20 protein-coding genes are annotated in these 17,710 nt (G+C 53.2%); 2 read left to right on the top strand and 18 right to left on the bottom strand.

The window, feature by feature from the left end:
- Positions 1 to 10 precede the first annotated feature (10 nt).
- From J7438_RS14500 to J7438_RS14425, 16 genes are all read right to left on the bottom strand, one after another.
- Entirely contained in the window at positions 11 to 532 is a 522-nt protein-coding gene (locus tag J7438_RS14500; protein WP_209277099.1) for a flagellar basal body-associated FliL family protein, read from the bottom strand.
- Between the two features lie 23 nt (positions 533 to 555).
- Complete coding sequence (locus J7438_RS14495; RefSeq protein WP_209277098.1) at positions 556 to 1,800, bottom strand: hypothetical protein; 1,245 nt, start codon at positions 1,798 to 1,800, stop codon at positions 556 to 558.
- Between the two features lie 97 nt (positions 1,801 to 1,897).
- A complete protein-coding gene (locus J7438_RS14490; RefSeq protein WP_209277097.1) occupies positions 1,898 to 2,329 on the bottom strand; it encodes a flagellar export chaperone FliS in 432 nt (143 codons plus the stop codon).
- A gap of 32 nt (positions 2,330 to 2,361) precedes the next feature.
- Positions 2,362 to 3,720: a flagellar filament capping protein FliD gene (fliD, locus tag J7438_RS14485; RefSeq protein ID WP_209277096.1), complete on the bottom strand. Its 1,359-nt coding sequence runs from the start codon at positions 3,718 to 3,720 to the stop codon at positions 2,362 to 2,364.
- A gap of 15 nt (positions 3,721 to 3,735) precedes the next feature.
- Positions 3,736 to 5,199, bottom strand: coding sequence for a flagellin N-terminal helical domain-containing protein (locus J7438_RS14480; protein WP_209277095.1), 1,464 nt, complete (start codon positions 5,197 to 5,199; stop codon positions 3,736 to 3,738).
- 9 nt (positions 5,200 to 5,208) lie between these two features.
- Positions 5,209 to 6,135, bottom strand: a complete 927-nt coding sequence (locus J7438_RS14475) for a flagellin N-terminal helical domain-containing protein (RefSeq protein WP_209200754.1) — start codon at positions 6,133 to 6,135, stop codon at positions 5,209 to 5,211.
- Between the two features lie 5 nt (positions 6,136 to 6,140).
- A complete protein-coding gene (flgK, locus tag J7438_RS14470; protein WP_209277094.1) occupies positions 6,141 to 7,829 on the bottom strand; it encodes a flagellar hook-associated protein FlgK in 1,689 nt (562 codons plus the stop codon).
- Positions 7,826 to 8,104: a hypothetical protein gene (locus J7438_RS14465; protein WP_209277093.1), complete on the bottom strand. Its 279-nt coding sequence runs from the start codon at positions 8,102 to 8,104 to the stop codon at positions 7,826 to 7,828. The genes flgK and J7438_RS14465 overlap by 4 nt, the downstream gene beginning before the upstream one ends.
- Before the next feature lie 13 nt (positions 8,105 to 8,117).
- Complete coding sequence (locus J7438_RS14460; protein WP_209277092.1) at positions 8,118 to 9,191, bottom strand: flagellar basal body P-ring protein FlgI; 1,074 nt, start codon at positions 9,189 to 9,191, stop codon at positions 8,118 to 8,120.
- A gap of 23 nt (positions 9,192 to 9,214) precedes the next feature.
- Positions 9,215 to 9,913, bottom strand: a complete 699-nt coding sequence (locus J7438_RS14455) for a flagellar basal body L-ring protein FlgH (RefSeq protein ID WP_209200758.1) — start codon at positions 9,911 to 9,913, stop codon at positions 9,215 to 9,217.
- 12 nt (positions 9,914 to 9,925) lie between these two features.
- On the bottom strand, positions 9,926 to 10,708 hold the full coding sequence (flgG, locus tag J7438_RS14450; RefSeq protein WP_209200759.1) for a flagellar basal-body rod protein FlgG: 783 nt from the start codon (positions 10,706 to 10,708) through the stop codon (positions 9,926 to 9,928).
- 13 nt (positions 10,709 to 10,721) lie between these two features.
- A complete protein-coding gene (locus J7438_RS14445) occupies positions 10,722 to 11,447 on the bottom strand; it encodes a flagellar hook-basal body complex protein (protein WP_209277091.1) in 726 nt (241 codons plus the stop codon).
- Positions 11,448 to 11,478: 31 nt separating this feature from the next.
- On the bottom strand, positions 11,479 to 12,684 hold the full coding sequence (locus tag J7438_RS14440) for a flagellar hook protein FlgE (protein ID WP_209277090.1): 1,206 nt from the start codon (positions 12,682 to 12,684) through the stop codon (positions 11,479 to 11,481).
- 37 nt (positions 12,685 to 12,721) lie between these two features.
- Positions 12,722 to 13,399 carry a flagellar hook assembly protein FlgD gene (locus J7438_RS14435; protein ID WP_209200762.1) on the bottom strand — a complete coding sequence of 226 codons (678 nt, stop codon included), beginning with the start codon at positions 13,397 to 13,399 and terminating at the stop codon, positions 12,722 to 12,724.
- A gap of 25 nt (positions 13,400 to 13,424) precedes the next feature.
- Positions 13,425 to 13,856, bottom strand: coding sequence for a flagellar basal body rod protein FlgC (gene flgC, locus J7438_RS14430; protein WP_209200763.1), 432 nt, complete (start codon positions 13,854 to 13,856; stop codon positions 13,425 to 13,427).
- 311 nt (positions 13,857 to 14,167) lie between these two features.
- Positions 14,168 to 14,563, bottom strand: coding sequence for a flagellar basal body rod protein FlgB (locus J7438_RS14425; protein ID WP_209200764.1), 396 nt, complete (start codon positions 14,561 to 14,563; stop codon positions 14,168 to 14,170).
- A gap of 177 nt (positions 14,564 to 14,740) precedes the next feature.
- Here J7438_RS14425 and flgA point away from each other — a divergent pair, with 177 nt between their 5' ends.
- A complete protein-coding gene (gene flgA / locus J7438_RS14420; protein ID WP_209200765.1) occupies positions 14,741 to 15,457 on the top strand; it encodes a flagellar basal body P-ring formation chaperone FlgA in 717 nt (238 codons plus the stop codon).
- The gene (locus J7438_RS14415; RefSeq protein ID WP_209200766.1) at positions 15,454 to 15,867 is read left to right on the top strand and encodes a hypothetical protein; all 414 of its coding nucleotides are present in this window, start codon (positions 15,454 to 15,456) and stop codon (positions 15,865 to 15,867) included. Before flgA ends, J7438_RS14415 begins: the two co-directional genes overlap by 4 nt.
- Positions 15,868 to 15,965: 98 nt before the next feature.
- On the opposite strand, the gene J7438_RS14410 is transcribed toward J7438_RS14415, so the two are convergent.
- Together J7438_RS14410 and J7438_RS14405 are read right to left on the bottom strand one after the other, a co-directional pair.
- The gene (locus tag J7438_RS14410; protein ID WP_209277089.1) at positions 15,966 to 16,316 is read right to left on the bottom strand and encodes a hypothetical protein; all 351 of its coding nucleotides are present in this window, start codon (positions 16,314 to 16,316) and stop codon (positions 15,966 to 15,968) included.
- On the bottom strand, positions 16,291 to 17,709 hold the full coding sequence (locus J7438_RS14405; protein WP_353620139.1) for a FliI/YscN family ATPase: 1,419 nt from the start codon (positions 17,707 to 17,709) through the stop codon (positions 16,291 to 16,293). The genes J7438_RS14410 and J7438_RS14405 overlap by 26 nt, the downstream gene beginning before the upstream one ends.
- Position 17,710 lies beyond the last annotated feature (1 nt).

Raw genomic sequence — 17,710 nt, 5'->3', positions numbered from 1 at the left:
GTTTGTGTGATTACTGAATCACCATATTCGTGATGAAAACGTCCTCAACCCCCTTAATAAGCGATAGCCCTGTCCTGAGATGAACCGCGTTCAGAAGCTTTTTCCGTAATAACTCGCGTTGTTCCGGGATCATTACATCCTGGAATGTCCAGGATGACAGCTGTTCTTGCAGGGCATTGAGAATGACTGGCTGATTATTTTTCATTTGTTCAAAGCATTTCCTTTTTCGGGTCATGACAGAAACGGACAACTGCATGTAATGGAGATCATAGGTCTCATCATTAACCAGGTTGACAACCATATCTTTAAACGACAGATATTGTGCGGATACCGGCAAATCAGCGGTGGGTACTGGCGGTGGTAAGTTGTCATCCTCGCTGAAAAAAAACCAGAACGCGGCACCACCGACAATAGCAAGCGTGACCACTCCCGTCAGGACAAGAGCGATGAGATTAACCTGGCCACGCTGCACTTCTGGCCACTGAGCACAGGCAATGTTGGTACGGTTATCGTCGTCAGTTTTCATATTCATAGGTAAGAACGGTTAAACAATGGCTAAATATGCAGATCAATAAGAGCCATACCGCAGTGCCGTGAAAGCGCCATGGGTGACCGGTATTCGGTCTCGGGCGCTAACACCACATTATCTACGCCTGTACCGGAAAAATCTGACGTTCCTGCCAGCATATGCTGCCTTCCCCTGCCTGACCCGGAAGGGTCAGGTGTTGTGGTTAATGAGAGTGCTATTTTCAGTCCGTCACCCGTTACTGAAGAACCAGACTCGTCTTTACTCACTGGATTACCGGGCGAGGGTATCTGCTGAATGCTGTCGCTGACCAGCTGGCGCAACGTAGAGGAACAGCCATCAAGGGTTGGCAGTGACTGTTTGCTGGCTTGCAGACTGACTGTGACCTCGCTGTTATTTCGGGTCATCACCACCTGTACCGCACCCAGTCCGGGCAACTCGGCAACGGCCCGGGCATGACGGTCCCCACCAAGTATCAGACAGCTTTTCATTGGTGCTGTTACCGTCAACTCATTGGGTTGAGTTCCGGACGATGATTTGTGAACGGTGACAGATTCCAATCCTTTGAGTGGTGTACCCGATACGTCGTCTGTTGCTGGTTGTGCCATTATCTGACTTTCCTGATTGACGGGCGGCTCCGGGGCTAAAGTCTCCTGATTCGACAATATCCGCTTTGGCATGGAGTGCATTGAAAACGGTGCGGACTGCCGAAGTGACCCGGTCTCAATGGTTTGCTCAAGGTCTGATAACATAGCCTGACCGGGAGGGGGAACCTCTTCCCCAAGATGGTCAGGCTTAACCGGTTGCATCTCCGCCGGGACTGACGTCAGTTGATCAGCCGTCGCCTGCAGCAGAAGGAAAGGTTCAGGCGGGGTGGTCACGGCAACACGACTGTGTGGAGGGTTCTGGACAACCTCCTGATCAGGTGGAGCGATTGGCAAACTGACATTTAATCCGGGGTGCGGGTGAACCACCGGGACTCCTGCATCTGTGGACATGGCCCACTCCATTGCATATATGCCCTGATGTTCCGCAAAATCAACGAAAGTCGTTGTATTGATGGACGATGATAAACCAGCATCTAAAGGCGGACCCGAAGTGCTGACAGAATTTATCGGTGCGATTATCTGCTGCAGGATTGCCTGAAACCCACCTTCCCAGGGAACTCCGTTTTGTACCGTCTCGTTCTGTATCGATGGCCGCCCGGTTATATCTTTCCGGATAGACGAGACTGGATCACTGCCAGTCTCTGTGCCAACTGTCTCGATATTCATAAGAGGTAGCTCACTGTTTACGATGAAAATGCGGGCTCTTTCATGCAATATTCATGGTTTCGGGCACTGAATTGTCTTATGGCTGTTCGGGTAATGATTACCCTTCACTGCCATCTGTCTGCTCCTGCTGTATAGCCAGCTCATCCCAGGCACCTTTGACGGTGTCGATCATAGACCAGGCAGTATTCAGTGGAGCAATATCATTGTCAGCGATCACTGCTGTCAGACATGCAAGGCAGTGGTCATATAATTCAAGTAGCCGGGCCGGAAGCGCATTGGCCGACGGGGTTTGATCCTGCTGATTGTCGACCATGGCAAGGGCCTGATTTCTTAATACCATCAAAATCGAGAGGGCGTGATGAATCCGCTCTCCCCGTGCGGCACTGTCACCACTGTTGATATGGCCGTGGCAGAGGTCCAGGTCATCCAGGAATAATTGGTACAGCAGGGCGGTCTGCTGGAAAATACTCTCTTTCCGGGCCAGATGCCCGTACTGATGCCGGGTGTACTCAGTGGCTGGAGACTTCATAAACGCCCCTTGTTGCCGGTGGTGAACGCAGGTTACATATTGTCAACATAATCCCGGTTCCGGTTCATACGCTGTACCGTCTGTTCCATATTCAGGAACTGCTGATTGGTGCGCTGATGAAGTAACTGCCGTCTTGTATCCATTGCATACTGATCTGACGCCAGCCGTTGCAAATCGTGGGACAAATAACTGATCCTCGATAGTAAAGGGCCATTGCCCGATAGCAGCGTGTCCATTTTCCGGGCCAGGGCCAGCACCGGCTTTTCCCGGTCAGACAGAAACTGCAGGACCTGGTAGGGCATGGCATTGAGCTGGTGACGGAACCAGGATTCATCCAGAGACCATAAACCGCTGCGCTCAGTGCTGACTCCAAGATCCAGTAAGCTGGTGATCTGCTCTGAACTATTTAACTCGGTCTCGGCAGGTGTGGCGTTGACCAGTTTACGCAACTGACTGCTGATACTCCTCAGGGAGGCGGGAGCCCCCGCATCGATCTGCTGGCCCCGGCTGTCCCTGGGGTCACTGGTTTTCAGCAGGCTGTTGCAGTGATTGACAAAATCCGACATGGCGCTGACCAGTGCCTCGACATCCTGACTGACCTCAATGTATAACTGCCGGTCAGGATCGGCCTGTTTCAGGGTCAGGTTCAGCCCGTTAATGACCGGCTGGTTGACGTTGCCGGGCAGATAAAGGGTGACGCCGTTGATACTGACCAGAGCATCTGCCGGGGCCACCTGTTCCGTCATGATCCCCGCCAGCCAGGCCCCGGCCCCGGTGCCACTGAGGGTCATCCGCAGGTCCGCGCCTTTTTCTGCGCCGGTGAGCAGCAGTTGTTGCCCCTCCTTGCCGTTGATGGCCGTTGCCCGGACTTTCCCCCGGGTGGCCAGTTGAATGGATCGGGCAATGGTCGTCAGGGTACTGTTGGCGGCAATATTGACCTTCCATTGCCCGCCATTCAGGGCAAGGTTCAGGGTACCGGCATCGTTAAAGACGGTCTCTTTGGCAAACGGCGGACTGACCATAATTTGCGGGGAGGCCAGCTGATGCACCGACAGCTGATAACTGCCGGGATCGGGCCGCCCCCGGACGCTGACGCCGACCCGGTCGGGCTCGCTGGAAATCGCGACCCAGCGGCCCAGGCCGTGGCCATTGCCATTACCGTTGCCATTACTGTGGCTGGTGTTGATGCTGGCCTCCTGCACCAGTGCCCGGGCAGCGTGCTGCAGGCCGTGAACCGCCTGATAGACCGATACCATCAAATCCTGCTCCCGGGACAGCTGCTCTTCCCGCCGTTTCAGGGCATTTTCCGAGGGGGCCATTTCGGCGTTGACCACGGCATCCACCACCGTGGCCATATCCACACTGCCCGGCAGCGGCGATAGGGGGTTCATGCAATCAATGCCCTATCAGCTGTTCAACAGAGCCAGGACATCCTGCTGCATGACGTTGGCCCGGTTCAGGCTGGAGATACTGGCCTGTTTCAGCACCTGGTCCCGGGTCAGTTGGGACATTTCGTTAGCATAGTCAGTATCTTTAATCCGGCTGCGGGAGCCCATCATATTTTCCCGAACGTTCTGCAGGTTGTATATGGTGTGCTGAAAGCGATTCTGGATGGCACCCAGCATTCCCCGGTCGGCATCCACTCCGGCTATTGCCTGGTCAATAATACCGATGGCTTGCTGGGCACCATCATAAGTGGTGATGTTGATGGAGTTTACCGGTATATTAATCGAATTTCCCGCTGTACCTGTGATGGCTTTGTCGGGCTTGTCCAGTAAATTGCCGTCGCTGTTCAGGGTATAGGTGGCGCTTTCATCCATGCCAATCCACTTGATATCACCTACGATAGTCTCGGTTTTTCCCACGACGTCCTTTGCAGTTCCGCTGCCCGCGGTACCAGCATAATTCACTGGCAGAACGTTGACATTTAGGCCACTTGTTGTAGAAGTCCCAGACAAGATCATATTCTGGCCACTGGTATCTTCCAGTGTTATTACAGCAGCGTTTGCTGTTGCCTTGAGCGTTGGCGAATTCAGCGCCGCTGCCAGGGCTGTGGCGGCGTCACTCGGTGTAACTGTTGAACATTTATGACTGACTGTTTTGCCATTCACAGTCAGGGTAATAGTGTCGTTTACCACCGGGGCGGTGCCTCCTATAGTCAATTGTGCTGATGTCTTGGCCACCCCGTTCAAATCCGATACCGCACCCGCGACCTTACTGACAATGGAGCTGGCTGAATCCGAGCTGACTATGGGAATAATGATGTCATTGTCATTAACCCCGACCGTCAGTTTCTGTTCGTCAATGGCGGCTGCACCGGGCAGGGCCAGGCCCGTAAAGGTCAGCTCCGTCCCTTTGATACCAAGGTCTTTGCCGCTGACACTATTGACGGAGACGGTAATAGTCTCATTGGCGTAGGCACCCACCTGAATGTTCTTGTTGATAAACGAGCCATCCAGCAACTTCTGCCCGGCGAAGGTGGTGGACTCGGCGATCCGGTTCAGTTCCGCCACCAGCTGCACCAGCTCTTCGTTCAGGGCAACCCGGTCCTCGCTATTGTTGCTGTCACTGGCTGACTGGACTGCCAGGTCCCGCATCCGCTGCAGCAGGGCCGTGGTTTCACTCATGGCCCCTTCCGCCGTCTGGGCGATGGAGATGCCATCATTGGCGTTACGCACCGCCACGCCCAAACCATTAATCTGTGAACTCATCCGGTTACTGATCTGCAAACCGGCGGCATCGTCAGCAGCACTGTTGATACGATAACCGGTTGAGAGCCTTTGCATCGACGTATCAAGACCGTTCTGGGCCCGCTCCAGGCTTAACTGCGCTTGCTGTGCAGGAATGTTGGTGTTGATACTGATGGCCATAACAGCCTCCTAGAGATAACGAAATAACGACAGATTTTCTACTTTAGAGAGACCTTTGAGAGCAGCCTCATACTGTAGTTTCTGCCGATTCAGATGACTGATTGCACTGACATAATCCAGGTCACCCAGCTGGCTCGCCTGTTCCTGCAGGAACAGCCTGGCCTCCTGGTGATCACTGCGGATACCCTCCAGCGCTTTCATCCGGGTGCCCAGGGCGGCATGGACGCTGCCAGCCTGGCTTTGTGCCTGGTCAAGCTGTGTCAGGTAACCGGCGAGCAGCGTTGACAGAGTGGCGGGCGGAGACTGGAGTGTCTGCCCTATCTGACTGAGCATCAGGATGACATTAAAACCTGATCCGCCGTCGTCCACAGTAAAGCACAAAGACTCAGCACTGTCCGTAGACGACATTGTTATATCGGAGGCGACTGTTATTTGCCGTATGTCGTTATTGTTATTAAAGACAAACGATTCATTGCCGTCACTGGCCGTTGAAACCGTCACCGGCGGTGTGCTGGTCCGGGAACCGGCAAACAGGTAGTAACCTTCGGCATCACGACTGTTCAGCAGCCCGATGATGGCGTTTCGCCACTGCATCACCTCCTGCCCGAGAGTGGCCAGATCCACCACTGCCAGCCCGGGGTTGTTGGCCTGCAGCACCAGTGCACGGATATCCTGCAGGTAGCCTGTGTACCTCTGTAACAGGGTATCTTCCATTTGAAACTGGGACGTCAGGGCAGCAATGGAATTCAGGTATTGGTCAGTCTGGCTGATCTCTCTGTTAACACCTTGCAGTTGCGTCCAGTTGCCCGGCGCCTCTGCTGGTTGCGTAATCTGTTTGCCCGCGGCCACCTGATTCCAGCCTTCCAGCTGGTTCTGGCTGATGTTCTGCACATCCTGCAAAATCATGGCTTGCTGTTGTGCTGTACTTACACGCATTGGACTCACCGATAAGCTGCCAGCAATTCATCGATAATCATCTGACTGGCCCGTAACAGCCGGGCATTGGCCTGGTAGAACTGCTGGAAGCGCAGCAGATTAGCCGCTTCTTCATCCAGATTTACACCACTGAGATTCTCTCTTTCTGCAACAGCAGCCTCATATAAACTCTGACAGGTTTTCTGCTGTCGTGTAGCAGAAGCTGTCTGGTTGGCAACAGACGACTGAAGCAAAATATTCGATTGCAGCACGTCGGGGCAATTTGCAGATCCACCCTTTAAACAGCCACCCTTTAAGCAGTCAAGCAGTGCCAGCAGATTCCGGTTGTCGCCGGGGCCTGAGTCCTGTGCCGAAAGTGCCAGCTGTTCAGGGGCATCAAGGGCAATGCTCAGTTTTGTGGCTTCATTGCGCCAGGGGGTCAGCAGGAACTGGTCATTGATAGCGGGTGTGCCTGTCAGATGAATAGTAAGGCCGTCAATGGTAAACGGAGTCTCTGCCGTCAGGTTACCACTGAATGATTGCCCGTCTGACAGTCTGATTACACGACATTGGTCATAGGCCGTAAATACCAGCTGGTATTCCGATGGGGTCAGTTGTGACAGATTGCTGATTTCAACGGTCAATGCTTCCGTTCCTGAAACCGTTTCCGCCAGGACCCGCTGCTGCATTGCCGATGTCGAATTGACATCCTGAAACAGCGGCGTCCCTTTATCACCGGCCAGATCAACACCCAGCTCCAGCTGTGAGTTCACTTCCGAGGCCAGCACCACCGCCATCAGCCCCAGCTGATTGATGACCGGCATCAGCACATCCCGCTGGAGCTTTTGCAGCCCCGCCAACTGGCCCTGTTGCGGTGTTATCGGCACAGCAACTCCGGGGATGTTGGCCATCACATCAGGTACTATCGGGTCAGTAGCCTTCGGATTGATACTGAGGTCAAAATACTGTTGGCCAATGATCAGAGGAATAGCCCCCTGGCTGGATGGAATCACCAGGTTAACGATGTTATTGCTGTTGCGATAAACCTCCACCGATACCCGGGCCGATAGCTGATTAATCAGGTTGTCCCGCTGATCCAGAAGGTCCGAACAGTTGCCACCGCTGCTTGAATTATTGACGTTATTGCCGTGCAGGCCGGACATTTCGATAATCTGTTTATTAAGCTCAGCAATGGCGGCACCCAGCCGATTGGCTTCGGTAATCACATGGCTGATCTGGCTGATTTGTTGTTGCGAGATGACCTGCAACTGCTGACCCAGAGTATTAAACCGGTCCACCAGCTGTCTGGCACTGCCCAGCCATTGTTGCCTGAGGGGGATAGATTCCGGGCGTGTTTCCAGCCGCTGCAGGTTGCCAATAAAGCCATTGAGCACATTGGTTAACCCGGTATCTTCCCCTCCGAGTAATTGATCAAGCTGAACCATGGGAATGGCAAAGCTGTCTGCCATGGACTGGCTGGCACTGGCGCGAAACACCTGGTCGTTAAGATAGTCGTTCGATACCTGCATCAGATAAAGCACTCTGACGCCACCCAGTTGGTTCAGCAAACCGCTCCAGTGGCTCTGCTGGGCAATCAATACGGGCAGCCGTCGGCTAAACCAGGGGGTTTCTGCATTGGCAATGTTATGGGCGGTATTATTTAACAGAATATCGGCCGCATTCACCCCACTAAGCCCGATATGGTTGACAGTCATGGCTGGTCACCGGACAGTTTTTCCGTCAGCCGGTCCGCCAGACACTGTGCCAGCAATGCTCCGGCAAGTTCGTTCTGAAACAGCGATGCCGTACCGTTGTGCTCTTTGCCGGAGAACACTCCTGAGGTTTTCTGCAGATGACGGGTCACTTCCCCCAGCAACACCCCCATAAAGTCGCTGGATGATGCTTCAACATCCCCGGTGCTGGTGGCGAGCGACCTGCCAGCCCCCGAATCAAGAGGCAGGGTGGGATGGGACAGCGGCGTGATAAGCATGGCAAATCTCCGATTACATGATCACCAGTTCTCCCTCCATGGCTCCGGCTTCATGGATAGCCTGGAGAATCGAGATCAGTTCACTGGGCGTCAGTCCGGCACTGTTCACCACATTAACAATGTCAGACAGGCTGGTGGAGGCCGGGACAATAAACATGCCACCGGTCTTTTGTATAATGTCGACAGTGCTTTGTTCCTCAACCTGCGGGGTCCCAAGGGTAAACGGGTTTGGCTGGATGACGCTGGGACGCTCCATGACTTTTACGGTGGTGGAACCATTGCTCACGGCAACCGGGCGAATGCGAACATCGGCACCAATAACGATAGTGCCGGTACGGGCATTAATCACGACGCGAGCCGGCATAACGCCCTGTGGGATATCCAGAGTTTCCAGCATGGACAGAAACGTCACCCGATGATTCTGTCCCGCAGGTACCGTGACTTCAATCTGGCTGCCGTCCACTCCCCGGGCAATATGACTGCCAAAGTGATCATTGATAGCCTTGACCAGTAAACGACTCTGGCTGTAATTCTGCTCCCTGAGATTTAATCGTACGACATCTGACGTTACCTCCGGAGGAATGATCGACTGTTCAATGGTGGCACCTCCCGGAATGCGTCCGACCGTCGTTGTATTGATACTGACCTGGGTGCCGGTAGCGCCCTGGGCAGACACTCCGCCAACAATCACTGAACCCTGGGCCAGGGCATAGACCTGGCCATCAATACCCCGTAATGGTGACGCCAGAAGCACACCGCCACGGAGACTTTTGGCGTCACCAATCGAGGAAACCACCACATCGAGTGTGGTGCCCGGGCGGGCAAAAGTGGGCAGGTTGGCACTGATACTGACGGCGGCGACATTTTTCATCCGCGGATCACTTCCCGGGGGTAACTGAATACCAAACTGGCGCAGCATGTTGACCATGGACTGGCTGGTGAAAATGGTTTGACGTGTCTGGTCGCCGGTACCCTGCAAACCAACCACCAGGCCATAGCCGATCAGCTGGTTTTTGCGCACACCTTCTATATCAACCAGGTCCACCAGACGCACTGCCTGACTGATCGGCGAAAAAACAAGCGTCATCAATAACAGCCAGACCAACCTGTTCAAAATGGAAACCAGCTGCTGTTCAGAAGACGGGAGAACCAACCCTGGGTGTTGGCCTGTGTCAGGTCGCCCCGGCCGGTATAACTGATTTTTGCCTGGGCCAGACGCAGCGAGGAGACCTGGTTATCCTGGGAAACGTCTTCAGGACGGACCACGCCACTGACAAAGATGATTTCATCACCCTGATTAATCCGGACCATTTTGCTGCCCTTGACCAGAAGGGCACCACTGGGCAGCACTTTTTGCACGACTACGGTCACCGAGCCGGTTAAATGGTTTTGCTGGGAGGTGGATGCTTTGCCGCCAAAATTACGGTTGCCGTTGAGTTGCATGTCCAGTTTCGGGTAATTTTTCCCGAACACCGTGGGGGGCGCTATGCTGGCAGTGGCCTCTTTGCCCAGACTGGTATTGGCCTTTTTACTGGAGATGGTCATCTCCTTCAGGATGACGGTCAGAATATCGCCCGGACGATAGGCTTTCAGATCATCAAAAAGGCGCATACTGGTGGCATAAGTGTAAAGACTGCCCGGTGCCGGTGCCGGGGGAGCCTCCGGGGCACGGTTAAGCACGGGTTCAGTGTCTTCATCGGCGGCATCATTCAGGGGCTGGTTCTGCGGCAATATCACCTGACAGCCCTGCAGTCCGATGACCAGCACTGCGACCGGCCAATAAAACGTTGATGTGACTGCTTTACCCATGGGCAATTCCGGTTAACTGCTTTTCACCAGATATTCCTGGGAATTACTGGCAACGTCGATGGCCCTGGCCTGCATTTCATAAGCCCGCTGAATCATGATCAGGTTGACCAGTTCTTCCACCACATCCACGTTGGAGGCTTCAAGGGAAAACTGCCGGATTTCCCCCAGACCATTAGTGCCGGGAACGCTCTCCACAGGCGCACCGCTGGCAGCGGTTTCCAGATATAGGTTATCGCCGATGGCCTGCAGCCCCATGGGATTCATGAAGTTCACCAGGGAAATCTGCCCCAGGATCTGGGCTTCCGGGCTGCCGGGCATGGCGACGGATACCGTACCATCCTGGCCAATCGTGATGTTCCGGGCTTCCACCGGGATGGAGATCACCGGTTCTATAGGCTGACCGGTGGCCATCACGATGTCACCTTCTGCATTGAGCTGCAGCTGCCCGTTACGGGTATAGGCCATCTCTCCGGAAGGTAATTGCACTGGCAGAAAACCATCACCGACAATGGCCAGATCCAGCGCATTACCGGTATTCTGGATATTGCCATTGGTAAATATCTTCTGGGTGGCGGTGATTCTGGCACCTGTACCGACCTGCAGGCCACTGGGCAGCTCATCCGCACCGTTGGCCATCGCTCCGGCCTGTTTCAGGGTGGTATAAAACTGATCCGCGGCCACCACCCGTTCTTTTTTATAGCCATAGGTGCTGATATTACTGAGGTTCTGGGAAGCGGCCATCATTCTCGCATCCTGCAGGGTCAGGCCTCCCTGGTTGATCCACAGACTGTTCATAGGGATTCTCTCATTAGCGACGGGTCAGGTTCAGCAATTCATTGCCTCGTCCGGCCATCTGATCAAAGGCCGATAACATACGGACATGGAGATCCATGGTTTTTCCGGCTTCCACCACATTCAGGTACTCCGCCATCAGGTCAACATTACTCTCTTCAAGCGCCCCGCTGATGATCCGAACCTGCGGATCAGAAACTGGTACACTGCCATCTGCCAGCCTGAACAGGCCGTCAGGGCTGCGAATCAGGCTGGTCACCGGGGGGTTGGCAAAGCGGATAAGCCCCACCTCTTCAACTTCCCAGGCACCGGCCGGAATGATACTGACAGATCCCTCGTGGCCAATGGTCAGCTGAGTGAACGCAGGAATCGTCAACGGGCCCGCCTGTCCCATGACCCGGGCACCATTGGCGGTCAACACCTCACCCGTTGCGGTCAGACTGAGCAAACCGTTTCGGGTCAGCCCTGGCTGTCCGCTGGCATCTTGCACCACTATCCATCCGGCACCGTCGATGGCTATATCCAACTGGCGTCCAGTGGGTTTCACCAGGCCGCTGGTAAAATCAGTGGCTGCCTGAAGGGAAAATGCGGGAACCTGTTGTTCGTCTATAGTCGTGTATGTCCGGGCCAGTTGCCGGGTGAATACCGAGTCACCCCGGTAACCGGGCACCGACTGACCGGACAAATTACCCGCAAATACCGACAGGCTTTGCCAGATCCGTTCGGCACTGGCGGTGGTCATCTGCATTCCGGAAAACATGGCCAGGTGCCCGTCAGGTTAGATTGATCAGTGTTTGTGACAGGACATCTTCTGCCTGGAAAGCCTTGGCGCTTACCTGAAAGTTGCGCTGGGCGAGAATGACATCCGACAACCCGCTGGCCAGATCCACATTGGACTGTTCAACAAACCCCGCCTTAATAAGGCCCGCACCATTAAGGCCAGATGGACTGAACAGCGGCGTGCCGGATACCATAGACGACATCCAGTTATTATTCCCACTAACCACTAACCCGTTATCATTGGGAAACGTAGCCAGTGCCACCTGCCCAAGCAGGTATTGCTCACCATTGCTGTAGCTACCCTGCAGCAAACCGTTTTTGCCAAAACTGACCTGGTTCAGGCTGCCCGCCATTTGCCCATCAACCACCAGGGGACGAAATGACGAATCGATTGCAAACTGGGTGATGCCGGAAAAGTCCATGGCCAGGGGCTGGAGAACGGCACCAGAGGGCAGCACCGGTGGTGTCAGTGAAAACTGCGCATCGGCGGGTGTCGTCAACAGGCCTGAGCTGTTGAATGTCAGGTTTTCTTTCTGGTTGAGGGACTGCCCATCCACCTGAAATTCAAGCAGCCACTGACTGGTCCCGGTTTTGGTGAAATAGCTACCCAGCGTATGTTGTTCGCCAAGGCTATCGAAAATATTCAGCGCTCCGTACCAGCTGAATGTCCTCGGGTCTGACGGGTTAAGGGCAACTGTTGTACGATCAACCACCGGTTCACTGGCATTGAGGTTAATGGTAGCTGATGCTTTGGTGGTTGCTTTGCCCGGCCGGTCAGCCTGACTGACCTGCAAGTCAACCAGTTTTGAGGTATCAACCGCACCCTGATTATTGACACCAAAGCCCCGGAGGCGATAACCACTGGGGTTCACCAGATAATACTCCTTATCCTGATTAAACAGGCCTGCCCGGCTGAAGAGCTGCTCACCATTATTACCAAGAACAAAAAAGCCCTTGCCATCAATACCCAGATCAAAGGCATTACCCGATTGCGTCAGCTGTCCCTGGGAAAACGCCTGCTGGGTTCCCAGCAGAGTGACCCCGGACATATCCACCGATGAGGTTCCCGCCTGGGCATAGACATCACCAAGAATCGCCCGAAACGACTTATAACCATTCGTTTCCGCATTGGTCAGGTTCTGGCTGGCTATTTCCAGCTGACTTTGGGCGGCATTCATGCCCGAGGTACTGATTGACATAGACGCTTACCTCACCGATTAGACAACAACAGTCAACTTATGGTCGGGTCACGGAGCGAATGCTGGACAGTGCCACTGGCTCCATGGCCTCAAGCCTGATCTGTGGTGCCTGATCAGAGCTGTTGAAAACAATACTGTTTGCTTTACTGACCAGCTGCACAGGAACCACTTCACTATCACCATCCAGGGTGCTTTTCAGCCAGTACTGACCATGAGGCAGCGAGCCAAACAGTTGGTCCAGGCTTTTCTTTATGGAGGTACCCGGTGACTCATTATGACGCCCCTGATAATGGGCTTCTTTTACCAGGGTGCCATTTTGATCGGTTAGCAAAAAATGCAACAAGTGCCCTGTACCGGGCGAAGGAAAGGCCAGGGTTAATTTATTCCCATCGCCATTGAATGAAAACTGGCGGGCATCAATGGCGACCTCCTGACCCAGCAGTGCTGTAGCGCTGGACAGTTGGGCCGTTGCAAACTGATCGCTCAACCGGCTGATACCGGCGTGGATATCTCTTAACTCTGATACGGAAGTCATGGCCGCCAGCTGATTCAGCAGATCACCGCTTTCCATCGGTTCCAGGGGGTTCTGGTGCTTAAGTTGAGTAATCAACAACGTCATAAAGTTTTTACTCAAGGCACTGGAACTGTCGGGGGAAGCCAACGACGAAGCGCTACCACCGATGAAGGGCACTTCGTGTTGAATGGATGAAATCATAGTGATACCCACCTGTCATATCGATTTACCTGGCACCGATCAGCTCCAGTGCCTGGCCCTGCATTTGACGGGCGCTGGTGAACACCGAGACAGCCGCATCAAAAGACCGGGCTGCCGAAATCATGGTCGCCATTTCTTCAATCGTGCTGATATTCGGGTAAAACACTTCACCGTTGGCATTAGCCAGAGGATGGCCCGGCTGATAGCGCACCTGGGGAGGTGTGTTATCTTTGATAATACTCGCTACTTCAACGGTAAACGCCGGAATATTCTCTCTGGCAGCGGAGCCAGCATCTACGGTTCTGGCCTGAAGTAACGCCCGCCCCGGCCGCAGCACCTCAGCAGCAGAAGCTGCTGCAACCTCATTGTAAGAGAGCGCCTCGGCCACCAGTGTCAAACGGGTTGCCTGGGCGACCATGGCGTAGCCAGACATGGCCTGAACTAATTGCAGACTCATGGGGTACTCACTTCATCGAATTAACAATTTATGACGTCTATTTCCGGGCAGCCTCTTAGGGTAGACATTAAGCGCCTACTCCTCTGCAAGTTAAAGATGGAACCACGAAGGACACGAAGAGCACGAAGGAAAAGAATAGCTCTTCTTTGTGCTCTTCGTGTCCTTCGTGGTTCCATCCGAAACCCCAATGAAAATGGAGGATAAAAAGTCGGAAATTTTTAGTGAATAGTGGTTCTATTTGCTAAAAATTTCCGACTTTTTAGACCAATTTGCTGCCACCGCAGTAGGGCAGTCTATTCTCAGTCAGCCTCCTAGCGGCCGCTGATCACCTTATCAAGCATGCTCAGACGCTCCCGGATTAACGATATGCTGATATTGTACCCGGCCATCGACTGTGCAAGTTTTGCCTGCTCCAGTGCCAGAGATACATCGTTACCGTTTTCCGAGGCAATACCGCCTGAATTTTTAAAGGCAATGGATAACTCAACTTCCGCCAGTTGATTTGGGGTGATATGCCGCTTGTCTGAGACCGACAAATCCTGAGATAAACCATAAGCCGAATGGTAAAAGTTCAGGTTAGCCTCAAGTGCCCGGTATTGTGGTGTTTCAATATTAAAAATATTGCCTGACTGGATGGCAATCTGAGAGCTTCTGAGCTGTGCAACTCTTGGGTGTATACCCATGGCCGACTCAAATGAAATCAACATACAGGCTATCTATTCGTCTATATTAAGTCGTGTGTAAAGAGTAGTACGTTGTCGTAAAAAATGTATTTATTTGTCACATATTTTATTCTCGACAGGAAACTATCAATCAGTCGTCGTTTTGTGTTTTCCCTGTGTCTGTGCTTACTCAATATTCCCGATATTGTAAACGCCCATACAGTGTCATGTACGGATACCAGCCCGCAGTCAGATCAATCAGATAAGAGCACTGATCAAAGGGTTCAGGGGGAGGTCATCAGTCAACTCTGTGAGCATTCGCGCTTATTGGCTAAACGTTTTAACGGCCGTAATCCCCAGGTGGTTTTGCTGCATAAAGAACGCTGGCAACAATTGCCAGACTGTCCGGTAACACCGCATATCCGCTTCTCTGCCATGGCTCAGAACGGTAAACTGCCATTATTGATCAGCTGTCCTGATCATCTCGGCACCTTCCCGGATCACCGCTGGAAACAACGGCTGGCGGTCAGAGTGGATTTTGACGTATCGGTATTGCTTGCCGACAGGGATATAAACCGGGGCGGGGTGTTGTCGGGGGCAGGACAGCCGGGGCTGAAAACATCAAAAGTCCGTTTGAGTTCCCTGAAACCGAATGTATTTCAGGATAATCCTTCCGGATACATCGCTACCCGAAAGATTAGCGCCGGCACTGTGATTACCACCGATATGGTAAAAAGGGCCAATGCTATCCGTCGGGGGCAGCATTTAACCATCGTTGTTCAATCAAAAAATATCGAATTAAGTACCACCGGTGTCGCAATGGAAAGTGGACATGTCGGCGATGTTATTCTGGTTCAGAAAGAAAATGGCAGACTGGTCAAATGCCGGGTGATCAATGAAGGCGAGGTACACCCGGTTGAAGGGGAGAGACGGTCATGATGTCCGATGATGAGCGTGTCGAGGCACAAAAAGAGAGTTCGCAACTGCACCGGTTATTGCAGAATCTGGAGAGGTTATTGAGCCTTCAGGCGCAGGAAATAGCCAGAAAAAATATTGAGTCAGTGGTGCAATTATCAGGCGAATGTGCTGAGATTTGCCAGCAGTTGAAACCAATCCTGATGGCATCTCGTCAGGATGAAATAACCAGTGATAATCATATTCAGGCGGTTGCAATAGATCGGTTGATCCAGTCTTGCCAGGCGCTGCAACAGAACAATAGCCAGGCACTGGTAAGACTCGCCAGTTATTGCGATGCGTTTATAGCGTTGCTTCGTGAACCGCCCTTATCCTACGGTAAGAATGGGACTGTCACCTACCTGTCCCGTGGTAACGCTTTGTGCAAACTCTGACACTTCCCGCCCGGCTGGGTGAGGCATTACAGGAAGTTTGGTAAAAAGTAACAACTCAAGCCTGCTTCGGGAGCTGCCTGTCAGCTAAGAGAGCATCATTACTTGCAACGCTGGCGCAATCGTTCAAGTCGCTGCATTTTCACAGTGATCTCTTTCGATTGAGTCCTGATTAAGTCGATCTTTTGTGAACGTGCCTCAATGCAAAGCTGCCAGCTATTCAGCAGTTGCCAGTGAAACATTGCCCGATTGATGACTTGTATGCCCGTAAAGTGTGACCCGGTTTGAATATTTTCGGCCACAGTCTCACTGCCTGCCGTATCCAGCGTTTCGATCAATCGATTTTGCTTTTCCAGTACTTCGAGCTGGCGACGGAGATCACTCAGTCGCTGTTGATGTTGCAGCTCTTCAAGACGGAGCAGGCGGTTAATCAGTTTTTTGCTGATGGCCATGACGAAGTCCGGAAATTAACGCTTTTAACTGCTGAACACTGTCTTCCAACGTCTCTCGCTGTTCGATACCTTGCTGCAAATACCCCAGCATACCCGGCTCAGCAGCCATGGCCATATCCATATCAGTGTCATTACCCGGTTGATAGACCCCCAGTAATTTTAATTCACTCCCTTCACGGGCTTTTTCTAATAGTCGTCGGAAGGTTAACGACATCTTGAGGTGTTCATCGGATACGGATTGCGGCATTGTCCGGCTAATGGAGGTCACCACGTCAATGGCTGGATAGTGCCCGGAGATTGCCAATGCATGGCTGAGTACCAGATGGCCGTCCAGAATTGCCCTGGCGGATTCACTGATGGGGTCCGTATCCTGTTCCCCTTCAGTCAGAACGGTGTAAAAGGCCGTTAATGAACCACTGGATTCATAGCCATTACCCGCCCTCTCAACTAACCGGGCAATCATATTAAATGCTGATGGCGGGTATCCTCTGGCTGCGGGTGGTTCACCGGTAGCCAGACCAACTTCCCGGCGAGCCTGGGCATAGCGGGTCAGGGAGTCCATTAATAACAGGGTGTGATGTCCGGTATCCCGATAGTACTCCGCAATACGGTGTGCCACCAGCGCAGCTCGCAGCCGCATGACCGGTGAATGATCGGCAGGGGCGGCAACAACAATTGAGCGCTGAAGACAATGGTTATTGATATTCTGTCGGATAAAATCGCCAACTTCCCGCCCCCTTTCACCAATCATGGCCAGTACCACAATATCAGCGCTGGTATTTCTGGCAATCATACCCAACAGCGTACTTTTGCCTGAACCGCTGCCGGCAAACAGACCAATACGTTGCCCTCTGCCAATGGTCAGTAATCCATTAACAGAACGTACACCGACGTCTAATGGGGTGGCAACCGGGCATCGTTGCAGTGGATTAATAGGATGACTGTGAAGGCGGATATTAGCGCTACCTGCAGGCTTTGGCTTGCTGTCCAGTGGTCGGCCGGCACCGTCAATAACCCGTCCCAGCAAGGCATCACCCACCAGAATGGATGAGTTATCCCCCATCGAGGTTACTCTCGCGCCGGGGGATAACCCGTCATGGTACTCAATCGGCATCAGCAGCAGCGTATTTCTGTCAAAGCCAACAACCTCTGCTTCTACAGTAAGACCACCACTTCCCTGAACCAGACACCGCTGACCGGTCTGCATTCTGCAGCCCGCTACCTCCATAATCAGCCCGGATACCTTGATCAGCTGACCGGACGAGCGCTGAGGCGTCAGCATGGTGACCTGTTCTCCGGCAGACATCAATTGTCGGATTAACCGGTCCCAGAGTCTGGTTCTGGTATGGTCGGTTATGTCAACCGGAGGGGAGGGAAGTGATAACAGGGACACG

The sequence above is a fragment of the Thalassotalea sp. G20_0 genome (assembly GCF_017744175.1).
GTDB lineage: Bacteria > Pseudomonadota > Gammaproteobacteria > Pseudomonadales > Endozoicomonadaceae > Endozoicomonas.
The sequence above is the reverse complement of the archived record's forward strand: the minus strand, read 5'-3'. Positions and strand labels throughout refer to the sequence as shown.